This is a genomic window from Caulobacter sp. Root1455 (genome assembly GCF_001426905.1).
Classification (GTDB): domain Bacteria; phylum Pseudomonadota; class Alphaproteobacteria; order Caulobacterales; family Caulobacteraceae; genus Caulobacter.
Map to the genome: position 1 here is coordinate 176,932 of NZ_LMFQ01000026.1, position 17,746 is coordinate 194,677.

General features: G+C 68.3%; 16 protein-coding genes. 6 read left to right on the forward strand and 10 right to left on the reverse strand.

The window, feature by feature from the left end:
- The first annotated feature begins 137 nt into the window (after window positions 1-137).
- From ASD21_RS23065 to ASD21_RS23075, 3 genes are all read left to right on the forward strand, one after another.
- A complete protein-coding gene (locus ASD21_RS23065) occupies window positions 138-1,412 on the forward strand; it encodes an MFS transporter (RefSeq protein WP_056447235.1) in 1,275 nt (424 codons plus the stop codon).
- Between the two features lie 247 nt (window positions 1,413-1,659).
- On the forward strand, window positions 1,660-2,697 hold the full coding sequence (locus ASD21_RS23070; RefSeq protein ID WP_056447238.1) for an oxidoreductase: 1,038 nt from the start codon (window positions 1,660-1,662) through the stop codon (window positions 2,695-2,697).
- The gene (locus tag ASD21_RS23075) at window positions 2,694-3,173 is read left to right on the forward strand and encodes a heme-degrading domain-containing protein (protein ID WP_056447240.1); all 480 of its coding nucleotides are present in this window, start codon (window positions 2,694-2,696) and stop codon (window positions 3,171-3,173) included. Before ASD21_RS23070 ends, ASD21_RS23075 begins: the two co-directional genes overlap by 4 nt.
- Window positions 3,174-3,281: 108 nt before the next feature.
- Here ASD21_RS23075 and mrdA read toward each other — a convergent pair whose 3' ends face one another.
- Window positions 3,282-5,255 (reverse strand): penicillin-binding protein 2, encoded by a 1,974-nt coding sequence (gene mrdA, locus ASD21_RS23080; RefSeq protein ID WP_056447243.1) that lies wholly within the window; start codon window positions 5,253-5,255, stop codon window positions 3,282-3,284.
- Between the two features lie 294 nt (window positions 5,256-5,549).
- Window positions 5,550-5,741, reverse strand: coding sequence for a hypothetical protein (locus tag ASD21_RS23085; RefSeq protein WP_056447320.1), 192 nt, complete (start codon window positions 5,739-5,741; stop codon window positions 5,550-5,552).
- Between the two features lie 239 nt (window positions 5,742-5,980).
- Between ASD21_RS23085 and ASD21_RS23090 the strand changes: the two genes are divergently transcribed.
- Both ASD21_RS23090 and ppk2 read left to right on the forward strand, forming a co-directional pair.
- On the forward strand, window positions 5,981-7,231 hold the full coding sequence (locus tag ASD21_RS23090) for an MgtC/SapB family protein (protein ID WP_056447246.1): 1,251 nt from the start codon (window positions 5,981-5,983) through the stop codon (window positions 7,229-7,231).
- Between the two features lie 11 nt (window positions 7,232-7,242).
- On the forward strand, window positions 7,243-8,094 hold the full coding sequence (gene ppk2 / locus ASD21_RS23095) for a polyphosphate kinase 2 (RefSeq protein ID WP_082554930.1): 852 nt from the start codon (window positions 7,243-7,245) through the stop codon (window positions 8,092-8,094).
- Between the two features lie 140 nt (window positions 8,095-8,234).
- Here ppk2 and ASD21_RS23100 read toward each other — a convergent pair whose 3' ends face one another.
- Both ASD21_RS23100 and ASD21_RS23105 read right to left on the reverse strand, forming a co-directional pair.
- Window positions 8,235-8,510 carry a GIY-YIG nuclease family protein gene (locus ASD21_RS23100; RefSeq protein WP_056447325.1) on the reverse strand — a complete coding sequence of 92 codons (276 nt, stop codon included), beginning with the start codon at window positions 8,508-8,510 and terminating at the stop codon, window positions 8,235-8,237.
- A gap of 177 nt (window positions 8,511-8,687) precedes the next feature.
- On the reverse strand, window positions 8,688-9,323 hold the full coding sequence (locus ASD21_RS23105) for a hypothetical protein (RefSeq protein WP_056447247.1): 636 nt from the start codon (window positions 9,321-9,323) through the stop codon (window positions 8,688-8,690).
- 919 nt (window positions 9,324-10,242) lie between these two features.
- On the opposite strand from ASD21_RS23105, the gene ASD21_RS23110 reads away from it, so the two are divergent.
- Window positions 10,243-10,485, forward strand: a complete 243-nt coding sequence (locus ASD21_RS23110) for a hypothetical protein (RefSeq protein ID WP_056447250.1) — start codon at window positions 10,243-10,245, stop codon at window positions 10,483-10,485.
- On the opposite strand, the gene ASD21_RS23115 is transcribed toward ASD21_RS23110, so the two are convergent.
- From ASD21_RS23115 to ASD21_RS24520, 6 genes are all read right to left on the reverse strand, one after another.
- A complete protein-coding gene (locus ASD21_RS23115) occupies window positions 10,482-11,588 on the reverse strand; it encodes a sugar kinase (protein ID WP_056447253.1) in 1,107 nt (368 codons plus the stop codon). The two genes, ASD21_RS23110 and ASD21_RS23115, sit on opposite strands and share 4 nt — an antisense overlap.
- Window positions 11,589-11,594: 6 nt before the next feature.
- On the reverse strand, window positions 11,595-12,269 hold the full coding sequence (locus ASD21_RS23120; protein WP_029912584.1) for a bifunctional 4-hydroxy-2-oxoglutarate aldolase/2-dehydro-3-deoxy-phosphogluconate aldolase: 675 nt from the start codon (window positions 12,267-12,269) through the stop codon (window positions 11,595-11,597).
- A gap of 617 nt (window positions 12,270-12,886) precedes the next feature.
- Window positions 12,887-15,619 (reverse strand): phosphoenolpyruvate carboxylase, encoded by a 2,733-nt coding sequence (ppc, locus tag ASD21_RS23125; protein ID WP_056447256.1) that lies wholly within the window; start codon window positions 15,617-15,619, stop codon window positions 12,887-12,889.
- A gap of 195 nt (window positions 15,620-15,814) precedes the next feature.
- Entirely contained in the window at window positions 15,815-16,582 is a 768-nt protein-coding gene (kduD, locus tag ASD21_RS23130; RefSeq protein ID WP_056447259.1) for a 2-dehydro-3-deoxy-D-gluconate 5-dehydrogenase KduD, read from the reverse strand.
- A gap of 153 nt (window positions 16,583-16,735) precedes the next feature.
- A complete protein-coding gene (kduI, locus tag ASD21_RS23135) occupies window positions 16,736-17,584 on the reverse strand; it encodes a 5-dehydro-4-deoxy-D-glucuronate isomerase (protein ID WP_056447262.1) in 849 nt (282 codons plus the stop codon).
- 18 nt (window positions 17,585-17,602) lie between these two features.
- Window positions 17,603-17,746 (reverse strand): hypothetical protein (locus ASD21_RS24520; protein WP_200941472.1); only part of this gene is annotated, 144 nt, incomplete at its 5' end.

The window sequence follows — 17,746 nt, forward strand, 5'->3', positions numbered from 1 at the left end:
CGCGCTGGGAATGTTTTAGTCTAACGCGTCTTCTTCAAGCGAACCGGTTTCCAGTTCACTTGAAAACGCTCTAACGATCGGAAAACCGGCGGGGGCGTCGGAATAACTACAAGCCTAAGGGTGAGGATGTGACGTCCATGGACGCTCCAACGATGCCGGCTCCTTCTGCGAAGATCGGGCGGTACAGGTGGGTCATTGTCGGCCTGCTGTTCCTGGCGATGGTGATCAACTATGTCGATCGCCAGACGATCGGCCTGCTGAAGGCTGACCTCAGCAAGGAATTTGGCTGGGACGAGACCCACTACGCGGACCTCGTGTTCTACTTCCAGCTGGCCTACGCCGTGGCCTACATGGCCTGGGGCAAGATCATGGACAAGATCGGGGCCCGCTGGGGCTTCGGCATCGCGTTCCTGATCTGGCAGGGCGCCCACATCGCCCACGCCCTGGCGCGCGGCTTCACCGGCTTCGCCGTGGCCCGCATGGGCCTGGGCATCGGCGAGGCCGGCGGCTTCCCGGGCGGCATCAAGGCCGTGGCCGAGTGGTTCCCCAAGAACGAACGCGCCCTGGCCACCGGCATCTTCAACGCCGGCACCAACATCGGCGCCATCGTCACCCCGCTGGTCGTGCCGATGATCGTGCTGGCCTTCGACTGGCAGATGGCCTTCATCGTCACCGGGATCGCCGGCTTGCTGTGGCTGCCGCTGTGGCTGATCGTCTATCGCCGCCCGCGCGAGCAAAAGCGCCTGTCGGCCGCCGAACTGGCCCACATCGAGCAGGATCCGGCCGATCCGGTCGAGAAGATCGGCTGGGTCAAGCTGCTGGGCAAGAAGGAAACCTGGGCCTTCGCCCTGGGCAAGTTCCTGATCGACCCGATCTGGTGGATGTTCCTGTTCTGGCTGCCGGACTTCCTGGGCAAGCGCTACGGCCTGGACCTGAAGACCTTCGGTCCGCCGCTGATCGCCATCTATCTGATGAGCGACGTCGGCAGCGTCGGGGGCGGCTGGCTGTCCTCGCGCCTGATGAAGGCCGGCTGGAGCATCAACAACGCCCGCAAGACCACCATGCTGGTCTGCGCCCTGCTGGCCGTGCCGGTGATGTTCGCGGCCAATGTCGACAACCTGTGGACAGCTGTCCTGATCATCGGCGTCGCCACCGCCGCCCACCAGGGCTTCTCGGCCAACCTCTACACCCTGCCGTCGGACGTCTTCCCGCGCGGCGCGGTGGGCTCGGTCGTCGGCATCGGCGGCATGCTGGGCGCGGTCGGCGGCATGGTGTTCTCCAAGTACATCGGCCAGGTCCTCGACCAGATCGGCACCTACACCCCGATCTTCATCGTCGCCGGCAGCGCCTATCTGATCGCCCTGCTGGTCATCCACCTGCTGACCCCGAAAATGGAGCTGGTGAAGATCTAGTTGGTCGTCACGAGTGCCTGAAGAACGAGCCCCCGGTCGCGAGATCGGGGGTTTTTTCTATTTTCACCCTCTCCCGGAGGGGAGAGGGAGGGACCCATGCGCAGCATGGGAGGGTGAGGGGTGACACCCTCTCCGCGGTTCACACCAACGCTCTGCCGGCACGCCGTCCGACGTTTTACCCCCTCTCCCTCCCACGCTTTCAGCGCGGGCCCCTCCCTCTCCCCATGGGAGAGGGTATAAGACTGGAATGTCCTCCCCCCTCCCCTTCAAGGTCGCCCTGGTCGGCTACGGCTTCGTCGGCAAGGCCTTCCACGCGCCGCTGATCGTCGCCACGCCCGGCCTGCTGCTGCACACGGTGGTCTCCAGCGACCCGGCCAAGGTCCTGGCCGACCATCCGGGCGTGAAGGTCGCGCCCGACCTCGACGCGGCCCTGGCCGACCCCGAGATCGACCTGGTGGTCATCGCCACCCCCGACCCGCTGCACGCGCCCCAGGCCCACGCCGCGCTGGACGCCGGCAAGGCCGTGGTCATCGACAAGCCGTTCGCGGTCACCCTGGACGAGGCCCGCGCCATCGCCGACCACGCCAAGCGGGCCGGCAAGCTGCTGAGCATCTTCCACAACCGCCGCTGGGACAGCGACTTCCTCACGCTCCAGGCCCTGATCGCCGACGGGTCGCTGGGCGAGATCGTGCAGTACGAGAGCCATTTCGACCGCTTCCGCCCGGAGGTCCGCGACCGCTGGCGCGAGAAGCCCGGGGCCGGGGCGCTGCTGGACCTGGGCCCGCACCTGATCGACCAGGCCCTGAAGCTGTTCGGTCCGCCCCGGGCGGTGTTCGCCGACCTCGCGGCCCAGAAGGACGGCGGCCAGGCCCCGGACTACTTCCACCTGGTGCTGCGCTATCCGCGCCTGCGGGTGCTGCTGCACGCCAGCCAGATGACGATCGATTCCCGCCTGCGGATGGCCGTGCACGGGACCAAGGGCAGTTTCGTCAAACAGGGGCTGGACGACCAGGAGAACGCCCTGAAGGCCGGCGTCGTCCCGGGTTCGCAGGGTTGGGGCGTCGATCCGCGTCCGGGGACCCTGACGGTTCCCGACGGCGAAGGCACGGTCAGCCGCGTGGTCGAGGGCGTGCCCGGCGACTACCTGGCCTATTACGCCGCCGTCCGCGACGCCCTGTCGGGCCACGGCGACAACCCCGTCCCGCCCGAGGAGGCCCTGGCGGTCATGGCGCTGATCGAGGTGGCCCAGCGCAGCGCCGCCGAAGGCCGCGAGTTGGCGCTGTGACGCCCGACCAGACCGATGCCGAGCTGCTGACCGCCATCGCCGCCCAGGAAAAGACCCTGGTGTTCCAGCGCTTCACCCTGGAGACCGCCTGGACCCTGGGGACCGCCCTGCGCGACGCCGCCCTGGCCCGGGGCGCGCCGGTGGCCATCGACATCAGCCTGCGCGAGCGCCCGCTGTTCCACGCCGCCCTGCCCGGCGCCGGCCCCGACAACGCCGACTGGGTTCGCCGCAAGCGCAACACTGTCCTGATCCTGGGGACCAGCACCCTGGCGGTCGGCCTGAAGCTGAAGGCCTCGGGCGAGACCCTGGAGCAGCGCTACGGCCTCTCGCCCCGCGACCACGCGGCCCACGGCGGCGGCTTTCCGCTGATCCTGGCGGGCCTGGGCTGCATCGGCGCGATCACGGTGTCGGGGCTGCCGCAGGTGGAGGATCATGCACTGGTGGTGGAGGTGTTGGAGCGGGTGCTGGGCCTCTAAAGCTCCGGATGACGACGGGGACACACACTCACACGATCACGCCTGCCAATCGTCCAAGACCGCGCCGTGAGTGTGTGTCCCCAACGCGCGCACGGCGTCTGGGCCTGCTCATCCCTCCGTCTGCGCCGTACCCCCCGGCGCGACGTCGCCGACATCCCCTTCCCCCTCGTCCGGCGCGTCCGGCAGCGGCATCGGCCGCTCGATCCTCGCCCGGATCTCCGGGTCCTTCAGCAGCGCCACCCGCATCACCTCGCGCGCCCTCGGCGCCGCCGCGCTGGAGCCGAACTGGCCGCCGTGCTCGATGATCACCGACAGGGCGTAGCGGGGATCGTCGTAAGGGGCGAAGGCGATGAACAGGTTGTGGTCCTTCAGCTTCCAGGCGATCCCCTGGTTGCTGCGCGAGGCCCCGGCCGCGTACTGGCGCACCTGGGCCGTGCCGGTCTTGCCGGCCATCTTGACGTCGCCCAGGCCCAGCTGGCTCTGCTTGAAGGCCCCGCCGGTCGGGTCGTTGGCCACGGCCGCCATGCCGGCCCGGACGATCTCCAGGTGTTCCTGGCTGAACGGCAGGTCGGCCACGGCGTCGCCGTGCGGCTGCTCGACCCCGCCCACCGACTTGACCAGGCGCGGATTGAGCGCCTTGCGGCCATTGGCCAGCCGCGCGGTCATCACCGCCAGCTGCAGGGCGTTGACGTTGATATAGCCCTGGCCGATCCCGTACGGCACGCTGTCGCCGGGATGCCAGACCGGGTCGCGCTTGAAGGCCTTCTTCTTCCAGGCGCGCGTGCCGACCAGGCCCTTCTTCTGGCCCGGAATGCCGATGTCGAAGGTCCCGCCATAGCCGAAGGCCTTGGCCGCGGCGGCGATCGGGTCGGGCCCGATGCGCAGGGCCATCTGGTAGAAATAGACGTCGCAGCTGTTCTTGATGGCCGCGTGCATGTCCTGCACGCCATGGCCGCCCTTCTTGTGGCAGTGCCAGACCCGGCCGCCGAACGCCCAGCCGCCGGTGCAGGTCACCCGCTCGGTCGGGTCCACCCCCGCCGTCAGAGCCGCCATGGCCACGGTCGGCTTGAAGGTCGAGCCGGGCGGGTAGGTGCCGGTCATCACCTTGTCCAGCAACGGCTTGCGCTCGTATTCGGCCAGGGCCTTGTACTCGGGGCCCGACAGGCCCTTCACGAAGCGGTTGGCGTCGAAGCTGGGGGCCGAGGCCATGGCCAGCAGGTCGCCGTTGCGGCAGTCCATGACCACGATCGCCCCGCTCTCGTCGCCCATCACCTCCAGGGCGCGGTTCTGGATGTCGGCGTCGAGGGTCAGGCGGATGTCGGCGCCGGGCTTGGCCGGGATGTCGCCCTCGGGGTCCAGGCGCACGGTGCGGCCCTGGGCGTCGACCTCGGCCTTGTTGGCCCCGGCCTGGCCGCGCAGGGGGCCGTCGAACGCCTTCTCGACCCCCAGCTTGCCGATCCGGAAGCCCGGATGGTGAAGCAGCGCCTGGTCCTGGGTCGGATCGGCCTTGGCCTTTTCCAGGTCGCGGTCCGAGACCTTGGCCACATAGCCGATCACGTGGGCGAAGGCCCCGCCGAACGGATAGACCCGCACCTCGCCCATGTCGGCGGTGACGCCCGGCAGCTCCGGGGCGCGGATGTTGACGCGGGAGAACTCCTCCCAGGTCAGGTCCTCCATCACCGCCACCGGGGCCTTCTTGGGCGCGCGGGCCAGGTCCTTGAGCAGGCGCGAGCGGCGGGCCGGATCGATCGGCGCCAGCTGGGCCAGTTCGTCCAGGGTGGTCTCGGCGTCGAAGCCGTCGTCCTTGGCGACCAGCAGGCGGAAGTTGGGCCGGTTGGAGGCCAGGGCCACGCCGTTGCGGTCGTAGATCGCCCCGCGCGGCGGCGAGACCAGGCGGTAGTTGAACTGGTTGCCGGCCGAAAGCTTCTGGTAGCGCCGGGCCTCGACCAGCTGCAGCTGGGCCAGGCGGCCGCCCAGGGTCAGCAGCCCGACGCCGGCCAGGCCGCCCATCAGGAACGCGCGGCGGTGGAACATGCCCTGCCGCTCGTTGACCTCGGAAAAGAAGATCGTTGGCTCGTTCATCGCGCCGCCCCGCCAGGGGGCGTCACGACGGTCTCGAACGGCGTCGCTCGACAGCGCGACGGCGTCGCGGCGGCCAGGGAAATCATGATGTGGGGCGGCCGCGGGCTAGGGTTGATCCGCCCTCAGAGTGGACCCGCGCGCGCCGCCGTCAATGGTCAGGCTTCAGCCCGGCGAACAACATTTCCGTGAACGCCGGAAGACGCCGCCCGCCGGCCGGGCGGCGTTCACGACAGAGCGGCCGCCGGAGCGATCCGGTGGTCGCCTTGCCTCGCCGTCCCTCGCGGGAAAACGCGATCAGGTGCTGCCGCCGACCCTCAGGCTGATGCCCCAGCCCAGCACCAGCCCGCAGATCGACAGGACGAGCGCCGCCAGCCCCGCCACGGAGATCAGGACGGTGACGAAGGTGATCGGCTGGATCAGGACCCAGGGAAGGATCATCACGGCGAGCGAGATCAGTATGGCCACGATGTACAGGAAGATACGCATGAAATGCCCCATTCCTTGTTGTCCCGGAACGTTGACATAGAAAGCCCGATTCCACAACTTTGATGAGAGGTGAAGCTAAAGCTCGCGCAATCGGACCCGTGAGCCGGGGCGCGGCTCCCGCGGCGGCCGACAAACAGCCCGTTCGGGGTTTTGTCGGATTGCTCGGTCAGGCCACGGACCATAAGACTCGACGCTGAGAAGCCGGCCGGTCGGCCGGACGTGCTCGGGAGCCAGACGCCTTGGACGCGCCTCTGCTGAACCTGCTGGTCGCGCTCGGCGTGGGTCTGCTGATCGGGACGGGCCGCGAGCGCGCCATGGACGGCGCGATGAGGCCGGCCGACGCGGGCGTGCGCACCTTCTCCATCGCGGCCCTCGGCGGCGCCGTGGCGATCGCCTGCGGCGGCGTCGTGCTGCTGGCGGTCCTGGCCGTCGCCATCACCGCCCTGGTGGGCTTGAGCTACTGGCGCAACCACGAGCAGGAGGGGGCCGGACTGACGACCGAGTTCTCGCTGCTGCTGACGGTGCTGGCCGGCGGCCTGGCCATGAAGGCTCCCTCGGCCGCCGGCGCGGTGGCCATCGTCACCGCCCTGCTGCTGTCCAGCCGCGAGCGCCTGCATCACTTCGTGCGCACGGTCCTGACCGAGGACGAGGTGCGTTCGGCCCTGATCCTGGGCGCGGCCCTGATCGTGGTCATGCCGCTGCTGCCCGACCAGCAGATGGGCCCCTACGCGGCGCTCAATCCCAAGTCGATCTGGCGGCTGGTGGTGCTGGTGCTGTTGATCGGCGCGATCGGCCACCTGGCCACGCGGGTGCTGGGCTCGCGGTTCGGCCTGCCGATCTCGGGCCTGGCCTCGGGCTTCGTGTCGAGTTCGGCGACCATCGGGGCCATGGGCGCGCGGGCGGCCAAGGATCCGAAGGTCATGACCTCGGCCGTGGCCGGCGCGGTGCTCTCCACCGTCGCCACCGTGCTCCAAATGGCCGTGGTGGTGGGGGCCACCAGCCAGTCCGCCCTGCAGGCCATGGCCGCCCCGCTGATCGGCGCCGGCCTGGCCGCCGCGGGCTATGGCGCGATCTTCACCATCGCGGCCCTGCGGACCCCGCCGCCGAAGGAGGCGCAGCAGTCCGACAGCGCGTTCAGCCTGTCGGGCGCGCTGATCTTCGCCCTGACCCTGTCGGTGGTGCTGCTGGCCTCCGCCGCCCTGCGCGCGGAGTTCGGGGAGACCGGCGCGATCCTGGCGGCCGCCGTCGCCGGCTTCGTCGACACCCACGCGCCGGCGATCTCGACCGCCTCGCTAGCGGCCAACGGCCGGATGCCGGCGCAGGACGTCGTCATCCCGATCCTGGCCGGCTTCACCACCAACACCATCACCAAGATCGTCGTGGCCACGACCAGCGGCGGCCGCGCGTTCGCTTTGAGGGTGGCCCCCGGCGTCGTCCTGGTGGCCGCCGCCGCCTGGGTCGGCGCCCTGATCGGTCACGTCGCCAACTAAGGAAAACTTCCATGGCCAAGGCGAAATCCGGCGACGAGGAAAAGCCCCCAGGCAAGTCGGCGGGCAAATCCGGCGGCAAGCCGGAGAAGATGAAGACCAAGGCCTATCTGGAGACGCTGCTGAAGTTGCAGGTCGAGCTCTGCCGCCTGCAGGACTGGGTCAAGGAGACCGGCGCGCGGGTCATCGTGGTGCTGGAGGGACGGGACGCCGCCGGCAAGGGCGGCTTCATCAAGGCCCTGACCGAGCGGGTCAGCCCGCGCGTGTTCCGGGTGGCCGCCCTGCCCGCCCCCAGCGAGCGCGAAAAGACCCAGCTGTTCATGCAGCGCTACATCGCCCACTTCCCGGCGGGCGGCGAGATCGTGATCTTCGACCGCAGCTGGTACAACCGGGCCGGCGTCGAATACGTGATGGGCTTCTGCTCGAAGGACGAACACCGCGACTTCCTGGAGGCCTGCCCCAAGGCCGAACGCTGGATCGCCGGCTCCGGCATCATCCTGATCAAGATCTGGCTGGAGGTCGGGATGGAGGAGCAGGACAGGCGCTTCCACGCCCGCGTCAACGATCCCCTGCGCCAGTGGAAGCTGAGCCCGATGGACGTGGAGTCCTATTCGCGCTGGTACGACTACTCCCGGGCCCGCGACCAGATGCTGGCGGCCACCGACCGCGAGGAGGCCCCCTGGCACATCCTGCGCTCGGACGACAAGAAGCGCGCGCGCCTCAACGGCATCGCCCACATCCTCTCGCTGATCCCCTACGAGAAGATCGACCGCCCGAAGGTCCAGCTGCCCAAGCGGTCGGACAAGCACAAGTACGACGACCAGAGCATTCTCGAAGGCCGCCGCATGGTGCCCACGCCGTATTGAGGGTCCCCCGCTAGAGGTGATCGAAGCGCTGGGGCGGGGCGACATTCAAGCGCCGTGCGTGGTCCTCGTCCTTCGACAGGCTCAGGATGAGCACCAATGTGGGATGAGGACCAATGTGCGGGCCTCGACAGTAGAAATCCTCATCCTGAGCTTGTCGAAGGACGAGGATTTCGGCTCCGCGAGAGGCCGGGAAGCGCCTCCCAGTCCCCTCGGATCACCGCTTCCTTCTTGGCCCGGCTCCAACCCTTGAGCCGACGCTCGGCGGCGATGGCGTCCACGATCAGATCGAAGTGCTCGGCCCAGACCACCTCGACCGGGCGACGCTTGTAGGTGAAGGCCCTGGGATCAAGCCCCGCGTTGTGCTCAGAGGCGCGACCCTGGGGGTCGTCACCCCGGTGGGAGCCGACATAGTACATCCCGTCTGAGCATCTCAGTATGTAAACCCAGGCGCCGTGCACGACCTCGTCCTTCGACAAGCTCAGGATGAGGTCGAATTTAAAGCCTATCGCCTTGGTTGCAAGGCGCCCGCCATTCTCCTCATCCTGAGCCTGTCGAAGGACGAGGAGAACGCACCTAACGCTGAAACCGACCGCTCACCCCCCGTCCTGCGGCGGCAGCTTCGCCAGGTGTTCATAGACCTTCGCCGAGCCCATCCCGCGGCGACGCAGGATCACCCAGAGCTGGTTGATCGTCAGGTCCGTTCGATGGACCTGGTCGGTATGGGCGTAGGCGATGGATCCCGACCCCATTTGCGGCGCGCCGGGCAGATAGACGGCGTGCCAGTCACCCACCGGGGCTTCGATCAGCAGGCCCAGGGCCCAGCCCGCGTCGGTGGGGACCAGGACGATCGGCATCTCGGCCGCGCCCTCCGTCCCCAGATTCTTGGCCATGTCCTGGATCAGGCTGAACTGCGGAAGCGCCGCGGCGACCCCGCTCTGTATCCAGGTCAGGAAGGACTGGCCCATCCGGGTCCGCGCGATCAGGCCGACCAGGAAGGCGCTCAGGATCAGGCCGATCACCGTGACGATCGTGCTGGCCGCGACCCCCGCGACGGTGGTGACCCCCAGGGACTCGACCAGCGGCTCGGTGACGTGCCGCATCAGGCCGACGACCTTGCTCACGACAAAGACCACGAAGACGATCGGCAGCAGGAACAGCGCCCCGCCGACGACGGTCGTGCGAACGAACTCCAGCGCCTTGTCCAGGGCTTCCTCGTAATCGCGCCTCATGACGCCTCGCTCGTCGATGGCCGATCGGCGGCGCTCACCCCGGCGGCTCGTCCGGGCATGGGGTTCGGGCGGCGCTCGACAGGTCGTGAAATCGGCATGACATCTCCCTGGACGCCGCGATCTTGGACCAGCCTTCCCGAAAGTGGATCAGGCGAAACCCTAGCGCCCGCCGGGGCGGTGAACCGTCGCCTTGCGGCTTCGGCGACGGGGGGCTCGCGCACATGGCTCTAAACAGTTGTCATCCCGGACGAGCGCGCAGCGCGAAGATCCGGGACCGATGCGTGAACTCAGCGCTTCCGGCGGTCCCGGATCGGCGGCCCTTCGGGCCTTGTCCGGGATGACAGCTTCTTTCGCGACGAATCCATATGGCGACGGGCGCGAAAAAACTTATCCCCATCGCTCCCGGCGTGTTTCCCGAGCGAATTCAACGCTGAAAATCCACTTATCCTCCCCCTTTCCCGCCGCCGCATAATCAGACCACCTCGAGGCGATGGGGAGGGCGCGCGGCCAGCGACCTTCGCGGCCTTGGGGTGCGGTCGAGCGGGCGGCGCTCGTCGGCGGCGGCTTGCTCTCAAGGCGGGCCGCGACCCGCATCCTTCCAGGGCCGGCCGGGCATGGAACACAGAAACGGCGTGGGATGCGCGGGCTGGCGAGGGCCAAGGGGTGCGGTGACGCAGCCCCTCAAGGATGGAGCGTCGTTGGCTTCATCTTCCCGCCGGAGGCTTCAATCGGCGAGGCGCCAACAACGCCAACCGTCGGGCGCTTCCGGATAACGACCGCGCGGAGCGTCGGTCTGAGTCGAAACGGTACTTCTACAAAAGCTTCCGGGCCCAGCCCGGCGCTCCGCATCCCTCCCCAAACTTCAGCGGCTTTCCGCGTGAGGCGGCGAAGCCATGGCCAAGCCTAGATGGAGGCACCGATGCCCAGAACCCGGACCCGGGTCCGCAACCGCACCCGACCCCATGATCCCGACTATCCGCCCGCCCGCGCCGCGCAGCTCCGCCGCGACGTTCGCAAGAAGATGGCCAAGTTCAGGGCTTCGCTACTGTACGAGCGACTGGTCGCCGCCGAGCGCAGCGCCGAGGCGACCTCAGCCCAGCAAAAAGCCCCCGGTCTTGCGGCCGGGGGCTCTGCTTGTTCAGCCAACGAGAGCGAGGACTAGCGGATGACCCGCGCGCCCTTGCCCTTCATCACGGCCTCGACCTCGGCCTGGCGCACCATCGAGGTGTCGCCCGGAGTGGTCATGGCCAGGGCGCCGTGAGCCGCGCCGTACTCGACGGCGGCCTGGGGGCCCTTGCCTTCCATGAAGCCGAACGCCAGGCCCGAGGCGAAGCCGTCGCCGCCGCCGACGCGGTCGTAGATCTCGAGGTTCTCGCGCATCATCGAGGCGTAGAACTCGCCGCCGGCGTACAGGATCGCCGACCAGTCGTTGACCGAGGCGGTCTTGGCGTTGCGCAGGGTGGTGGCGGCGACCTTGAAGTTCGGGAACTGCTTCACGGCCGTCTGGATCATCTTCTTGAAGTTGGCCGGATCGATCGAGCTGATGTGCTCGTCCAGGCCCTCGACTTCAAAGCCCAGGCAGGCGGTGAAGTCTTCTTCGTTGCCGATCATCACGTCCACGTACTGGGCGATGTGGCGGTTGACCTTCTGGGCCCCTTCCTTGCCGCCCTGCGACTTCCACAGGCTGGCGCGGTAGTTGAGGTCGTAGGAGATCACGGTGCCGTACTTGCGGGCCACTTCCACGGCCTCGATCACGGCTTCGGCGGTGTTGGACGCCAGGGCCGCGAAGATGCCGCCGGTGTGGAACCAGCGCACGCCTTCCTCGCCGAACAGCTTTTCCCAGTTCACTTCGCCGGGGCGGATCTGCGAGGCGGCCGAGTGACCCCGGTCGCTGCAGCCCAGGGCCGGACGAACGCCAAAGCCCTTTTCGGTGAAGTTCAGGCCGACGCGGGTGTTGCGGCCCAGACCGTCGAAATCGCGCCAGATGATGTGGGAGGTGTCGACGCCGCCTTGCATCATCAGATCCTCGACCAGCCAGCCCAGGTCGTTCACCGGCAGGGCGGTGACCGCGGTCGAGCGCTTGCCCCAGCACTTGCGGAACGCGCGGGCGACATTGTATTCGCCGCCGCCTTCCCAGACTTGGAACTGACGGGCGTTGCGGACCCGGCCGAAGCCCGGGTCGAAGCGCAGCATCACTTCACCGAAGGAAGCGCAGTCCCACTTCGTTTCCGAAGCCGGGCGGATGTTGAGGATGTTGTCGGTCATTGGTCTTTAGGCCTTCCCACGAACCTTCTTGATCAGGTCCACCGTCTCGCGGACCTTCTTGGTGATGCCGGCGTAGTCGCCCGCGTCGAGCAGCTCCTGCGTGATCAGCTTGGAGCCCATGCCGGCGGCGACGATGCCCGCGCCGAACCACTTCTTGACCGAGGCTTCGTCGGGATCGACGCCGCCGGTCGGCATGATGCGGGTCCAGGGCATCGGGCCCAGCACCGCCTTGACGAAGTCGGGGCCGCCGACCGACGAGCCGGGGAACACCTTGACGATCTCGCAGCCCAGTTCCTCGGCGTAGGAGATCTCCGAGGCCGAGCCGCAGCCGGGCGAATACGGGATCTTGCGGCGGTTGCAGACCTTGGCGACGTCGGCGTTGAGGATCGGGCCGACCACGAACTTGGCGCCGTTTGCGATGTAGATGCCGGCGGTCGGGGCGTCGACGATCGAGCCCACGCCCATGATCACGCGCGGATCGGCGGAGGCGAAGTGACGGGTCACTTCGTAGAAGACGTGGCTGGCGAAATCGCCGCGGTTGGTGAATTCGATGCAGGGCGCGCCGCCGTCGGCGCAGGCCTGGATCACCTTCTTACAGACCTCGACGTCCGGGTGATAGAAAACCGGGATGACGCCCTGGTCCATCAACGCCGTCAGCACGGCCATGCGGTCTTTCACCATCAGTACTGCTCCTCAAAGGATCGATCTTGCGTGCGGCCTTGTTGGCGGGCCTCGGCGTGGAAGATTTCGCCGCGTTCGGCGCTGGGCGACCGTTTAGACCGCGTTGCGGGCGGACGCCACACCAGAGGCTCCCCCGAAGTCAATTCGCGCGCCCGTCCGCGTGCCTGTTCGCGTGATTTGTCGTCCTTGGTTTCCATCCCGCCTGGCGGTCCCGACGTGTCGGGTCCGCGCCGCCTCGCCCTCGTCACCGTCATCAGGATCACGGGGGCTCTCAAAATAAAGGGCGCCGAGACAAAACTCGACGCCCTGAAAGTTTGCGCAGGAGCGAACTCAGAAGAGCCGCGGACGCCCGGGACTGGCCAGGCCAGTCCGAAACGTCGAGTGATACCAGTGTCAAACTGGACAGGCCACTTTGCTACCGGTGTCATTTAGGAATCTACTCCGAAGCGACGCCTTGTGCAAGCGGTGTCAAAACGTTGTTTTCCGTTTTGACACCGGTGTTGAAAAAGGCGGGTCGGGGACATGCCCTTGCGGCGTGTCCCCAATGAAGCCCGCCGCGGATCTGGCAGGGGACACGCCGCAAGGGCGTGTCCCCGTCAGCGGTCTTGCCCCTGCCCTCACCCCGTATTGCGCAGGCCCGCCGCGATGCCGGCCACGGTCAGCTGGATGGCCAGGCGCACGTTCTCGTCCTGGTCGCCGGCCCGGCGGCGGGCCAGCAGCTCCAGCTGCAGGTGGTTCAGCGGATCCACCGACAGCCCGGCCAGGGCCACCGACTCCGACAGCTCCGGCTGGTTGTCCAGCAGGGCCGAGCCGCCGCGGATCGCCAGGGCGATCCGGCTGGCGCCGTCGTGCTCGCGCTGGATCGTGTCGAAGATCCGCTGGGCGTTCGCCTTGTCCGGCGACAGGTCCTTGTACCGGGCCGCGATGCCCATGTGGCTCTGGGCCAGGGCCAGCTCCATGTTCGACAGCAGGGCGCCGAAGAAGTCGAAACCGCCGGCCAGGTCCTGCAGCTGCCCCGTCGACAACCCGGCCCGCTCGACGCCCGAGGCGAAGCCGTACCAGCCGGGCAGCATGAAGCGGGCCTGCGACCAGCTGAACACCCAGGGGATGGCCCGCAGGTCCTCGATCTTGCGGCTGGCGGTCCGGCTGGCCGGACGGCTGCCGATGTTCAGGCCGACGATCTCGCCGATCGGCGTGGCCGACCAGAAGAAGTCCTCGAACGCCGGGTCGTCGTACACCAGGGCCCGGAAGCCGTGGAACGAGGCCTCGGCCAAGGCCGTCATGGCCGCGTCGGCCTCGGGGTCGGGGCGAGAGACCTCGCGCTCGCTGGCCATCAGCACCGCGGCGGCCAGGCCGTCGAGGTTGCGGCGGGCGGTGGGCTGGTCGCCGAACCGGCGGGCGATCATCTCGCCCTGCTCGGTCATGCGGATGCGGCCCTGGACGGTGCCGGCCGGCTGGGCCAGCACGGCCTCGGCGGCCGGTCCCCCGCCCCGTCCGACGCTGCCGCCGCGACCGTGGAACAGCTGAAGCCCGACGCCCATGCGCTCGGCCTCGAAGGCCAGCGCCGAAGCGCCGCGCGCCACGCCCCGACGGCTGGCCACGTAGCCGCCGTCCTTGTTGCTGTCGGAATAGCCGAGCATGATCTCCTGCACCGGGCGGTCGCCCAGGATGGTGCGGCTCAAGGGCAGCTCCAGCCACTGGCGCAGCACGCGGGGGCCGTTCTCCAGGTCGCCGATGGTCTCGAACAGCGGGCTGATCTTGACCGAGGCGCGCGGCGCCGCCCCGCCCCACACCAAGCCGACCTGCTTGAGCAGGACCAGCGGCTCGAGGATGTCCGACAGGGTCGCGGACTTGGAGATCACATAGGCGCCGATGCAGCCGTGGCCGTAGTCGCGGACCATCTGTGCGGCGGCCTCCATGGTGGCCAGCTCCTTGGTCGTCTCCTCGTCATAGGCGGTGAACGGCGAGACCAGGGGCCGCTGGTGCGACAGCTCGCCGATCAGCAGCTTGGACCGGGCCGCCTCGTCGAGGTCCAGATACTTCACCCCCGAGCCGGACCGCTGGAACAGCTCGTGCAGCGTCCGCTCGTGGACGTCGGCGTTCTGGCGCAGGTCCAGGCTCATCAGGTGGAAGCCGCAGGCCTGGGCCACCTCGACCAAGGTGCGCAGGGCCGAGCCCACCAGGCGCTCGCCGCCGTTGCGCTCCAGGCTGTCGATGACGATCTTCAGGTCGGCGACGAACGCTTCGGGATGACCGTAGGGCTCGACGTCGGTGTCGCCGTTGGCGAAGGCCACCGGCTGTCCGGTCAGCTTCTGCGACACGGCGGTCAGGCGGTCGAACACCAGCTCCAGGGCCAGGCGGTAGGGCTCGTCCAGGCGATGGACCGACGGATCCTTGGTCTGGGCCGCCAGGGCCAGCAGTTCCTCCGACACCGGCGCATAGGCGGTGGAGACCGCCAGGTTGGACCACAGCTTGCGCACCTCGCCGGCGTACCAGTCCAGGATCACCCGGGCCTGCGAGGCCAGGGCCAGCTTCAGGGTGTCGCCGTTGACGCCGGGGTGGCCGTCGCGGTCGCCGCCCAGCCACGAGCCCATCTTCAGCAGCGGCGCCATCTGGCCGTGCTCGCCGATCGCCTGCGACCAGTCGGCATAGAGGTCGATCACCGCCGGCAGGATCGAGGTGCGGACGATCGACAAGGCATTGCGGATCTCGTCCTTCACGGTGATCCGTTCGGGCCGGTACAGCCGGGTGCGCCACATCAAGGCGATCTCGCGGAACAGCCGCTCGCGGATCTCGGCGTCCATCGACGGCGGCAGGTGGTGGCGGCGCAGGGCCATCAGGCGCGAGATCTCGGTCTCGCGATCGACCATGCTGCGGCGGCGCACCTCGGTCGGGTGGGCGGTCAGCACCGGCACCACGTTCATGGCGGCCAGGACCTTGGTCAGCTCGGCCGGCGACTTGCCGTCGGCGACCAGCGCCTTGACGGCGTCGACCAGGGTGCGGGGACGCTCGTCGCCCGGCTGGGCGTCGCCCTCCGCGTGGCGGCGGCGGCCGGCGACGTCCTCGCCGATATTGGCCAGCATCGAGTGGCTGGCCAGGGCCCGGGCCAGGAAGATGGCCTGGTCGCTGGAGAGGTCGGCGAACAGGCGGTCCAGGCGCACGGCCTCGCCGTCGGCGGTCTCCTGCGAGGCGGCGGTGCGCGCCGTGGCCACCAGCTTGGCGGCCTCCTCGCCGTCGAGAAAGGCGATGGCCTCGTTCAGCAGGTCGCTGAGCAGATTGGCGTTCTGTCGCACGTGGCGGCTGGTGGGACGATCGCCGTCGCCAACCGAAGGGGCAAGGGACAGAGGCATGCGCGAGGCTCCGCGACCGCCGCGAGGCCGCGACGGTTCATCAGGGAAGAAACGTACGAAACGTCGGCCGGACCCGAGTTCTTGTTGGGGGCCCTTGCTGACGCAGCGGCGCCCTTAGCGCGCTTTGCGGACCGCGAAAAGGCGGTCGGCGCAATGGTTGCGGTACCAAATTCGCTTTTGCGCAGATTTCTGCCTCTAGCGCGCCAGCCAGCCGCCGTCGACGGGCAAGGTAATGCCCTGGACGTAGTCGGCGGCTCGCGAGGCCAGGAACACGGCGGCCCCGCCCAGATCGCCCGGCTGGCCCCAGCGGCCGGCCGGAATGCGGGCCAGGATCGAGGCGTTGCGGTCGGCGTCGTTGCGCAGAGCCTCGGTGTTGTTGGTGTCGAAATAGCCCGGCGCGATGGCGTTGACGTTGATGCCCTTCGAAGCCCACTCGTTGGCCAGGATCTTGGTCAGGCCCGCCAGGCCGCTCTTGCTGGCCGTGTAGGACGGCACGCGGATGCCGCCCTGGAAGGACAGCAGGCTGGCGATGTTGATAATCTTGCCGATCGAACCCTCGCCGCCCTGCTTGAGCACCTGCTTGGCGAAGGCCTGGGTCAGGAAAAAGACGACCTTCAGGTTGGTGTCCATCACCGCGTCCCAGTCAGCCTCGGAGAACTCGATGCTGTCGGCGCGGCGGATGATGCCGGCGTTGTTGACCAGGATGTCGACCTTGCCGAACGCGGCGACGGTCTCGTCGACCACGCGCTGGACCGGCTCGATCGAGCCGAAATCGGCCTTGATCGACAGGAACTTGCGGCCGGTGGCTTCCACCGCGGCTTGGGTCTCGGTCGGAGCGCTGCGGCCGGCGGCGGCGATGTCCGCGCCCGCTTCGGCCAGGGCCACGGCCACGGCCTGGCCGAGGCCGGTGTTGGCGCCGGTGACGAGAGCGACCTTGCCTTCGAGGCTGAACGGATTGGCCATGGTGCGTTCCTCAAAAATCTCTTTGTCATCCCGGACGTAGCGCGAAGCGCGAAGATCCGGGACCGACCCGAAGCGCTGCGCTCCATGTCGGTCCCGGATCGTCCCTTCGAGCCGTCCGGGACAGCTGAAGGGTTCGTGATGGAGCCGTCGCCCCTATTTCAGCTGGCAGATGTCCAGCACGTTCATGTCGGTGTAGTCGAGGTTCTCCCCGCCCATCGCCCAGATGAAGGTGTAGTTCGAGGTGCCCGAGCCCATGTGGATCGACCACGGCGGGCTCATCACGGCTTCCTCGTTGGCGATCACGATGTGACGCATCTCGTCCGGCTCGCCCATGTAGTGGAAGACCCGGTCGTTCTCGCCCAGACCGAAGTAGAAATAGGCTTCCGAGCGGCGGTCGTGCAGGTGGGGCGGCATGGTGTTCCAGACGCTGCCCGGCTTCAGCACGGTCATGCCCAGCAGCAGCTGGGCCGACTTGCAGGTGGTCGGCACGATGTACTGGTAGATGGTGCGCTCGTTGGAGGTCTCCAGCGCGCCGCGCTCCAGCGGGACGGCGTTGGCGAACTCCAGCTTCTTGGTCTCGAACGCGGCGTGGGCCGGCAGGCTGGTCAGGTAGAAGCGGGCCGGATTGGCGGCGTCGACGCTTTCGAACACCACGTCCTTGGAGCCCATGGTCACGTAGATGCCGTCACGCGGCTCGATGTCGTAGGCGACGCCGTCGACCGTGACCTTGCCCTTGCCGCCGCCGACATTGATAGCGCCCAGCTCGCGGCGCTCCAGGAACGGATGGCCGGCGGCCGAGGCGGGCTCGGTCTGGTCGGGCAGCTTCACGCCCTTCGAGACGGGGGCCGCGCCGCCGACCACGAAGCGTTCGGCGTGGTTGTAGTGCAGCACGATGTCGTCGGCGGCGAACAGGCCGTCCATCAGGTAGCGGTCGCGCAGGTCGTCGTTGCTGACCGCGTACATCATGTCCGGGTGGGTGGCGTGGTAGGTCTTGGTGAACATCTGGGGGCTCCGGAAAATCTATTCGGCGGCGTGCCGGGCGGCGGGAGTCGGCTGGGCGGGACGCGCCCAGGCGGGCCGTTGATCGAGTTTGTAGGCGCGTTTGGGCAGGGTGTAGGTGAGGTCGACGATCAGTTCGGCGGCCTCGACCTCGTCCATGCGGTG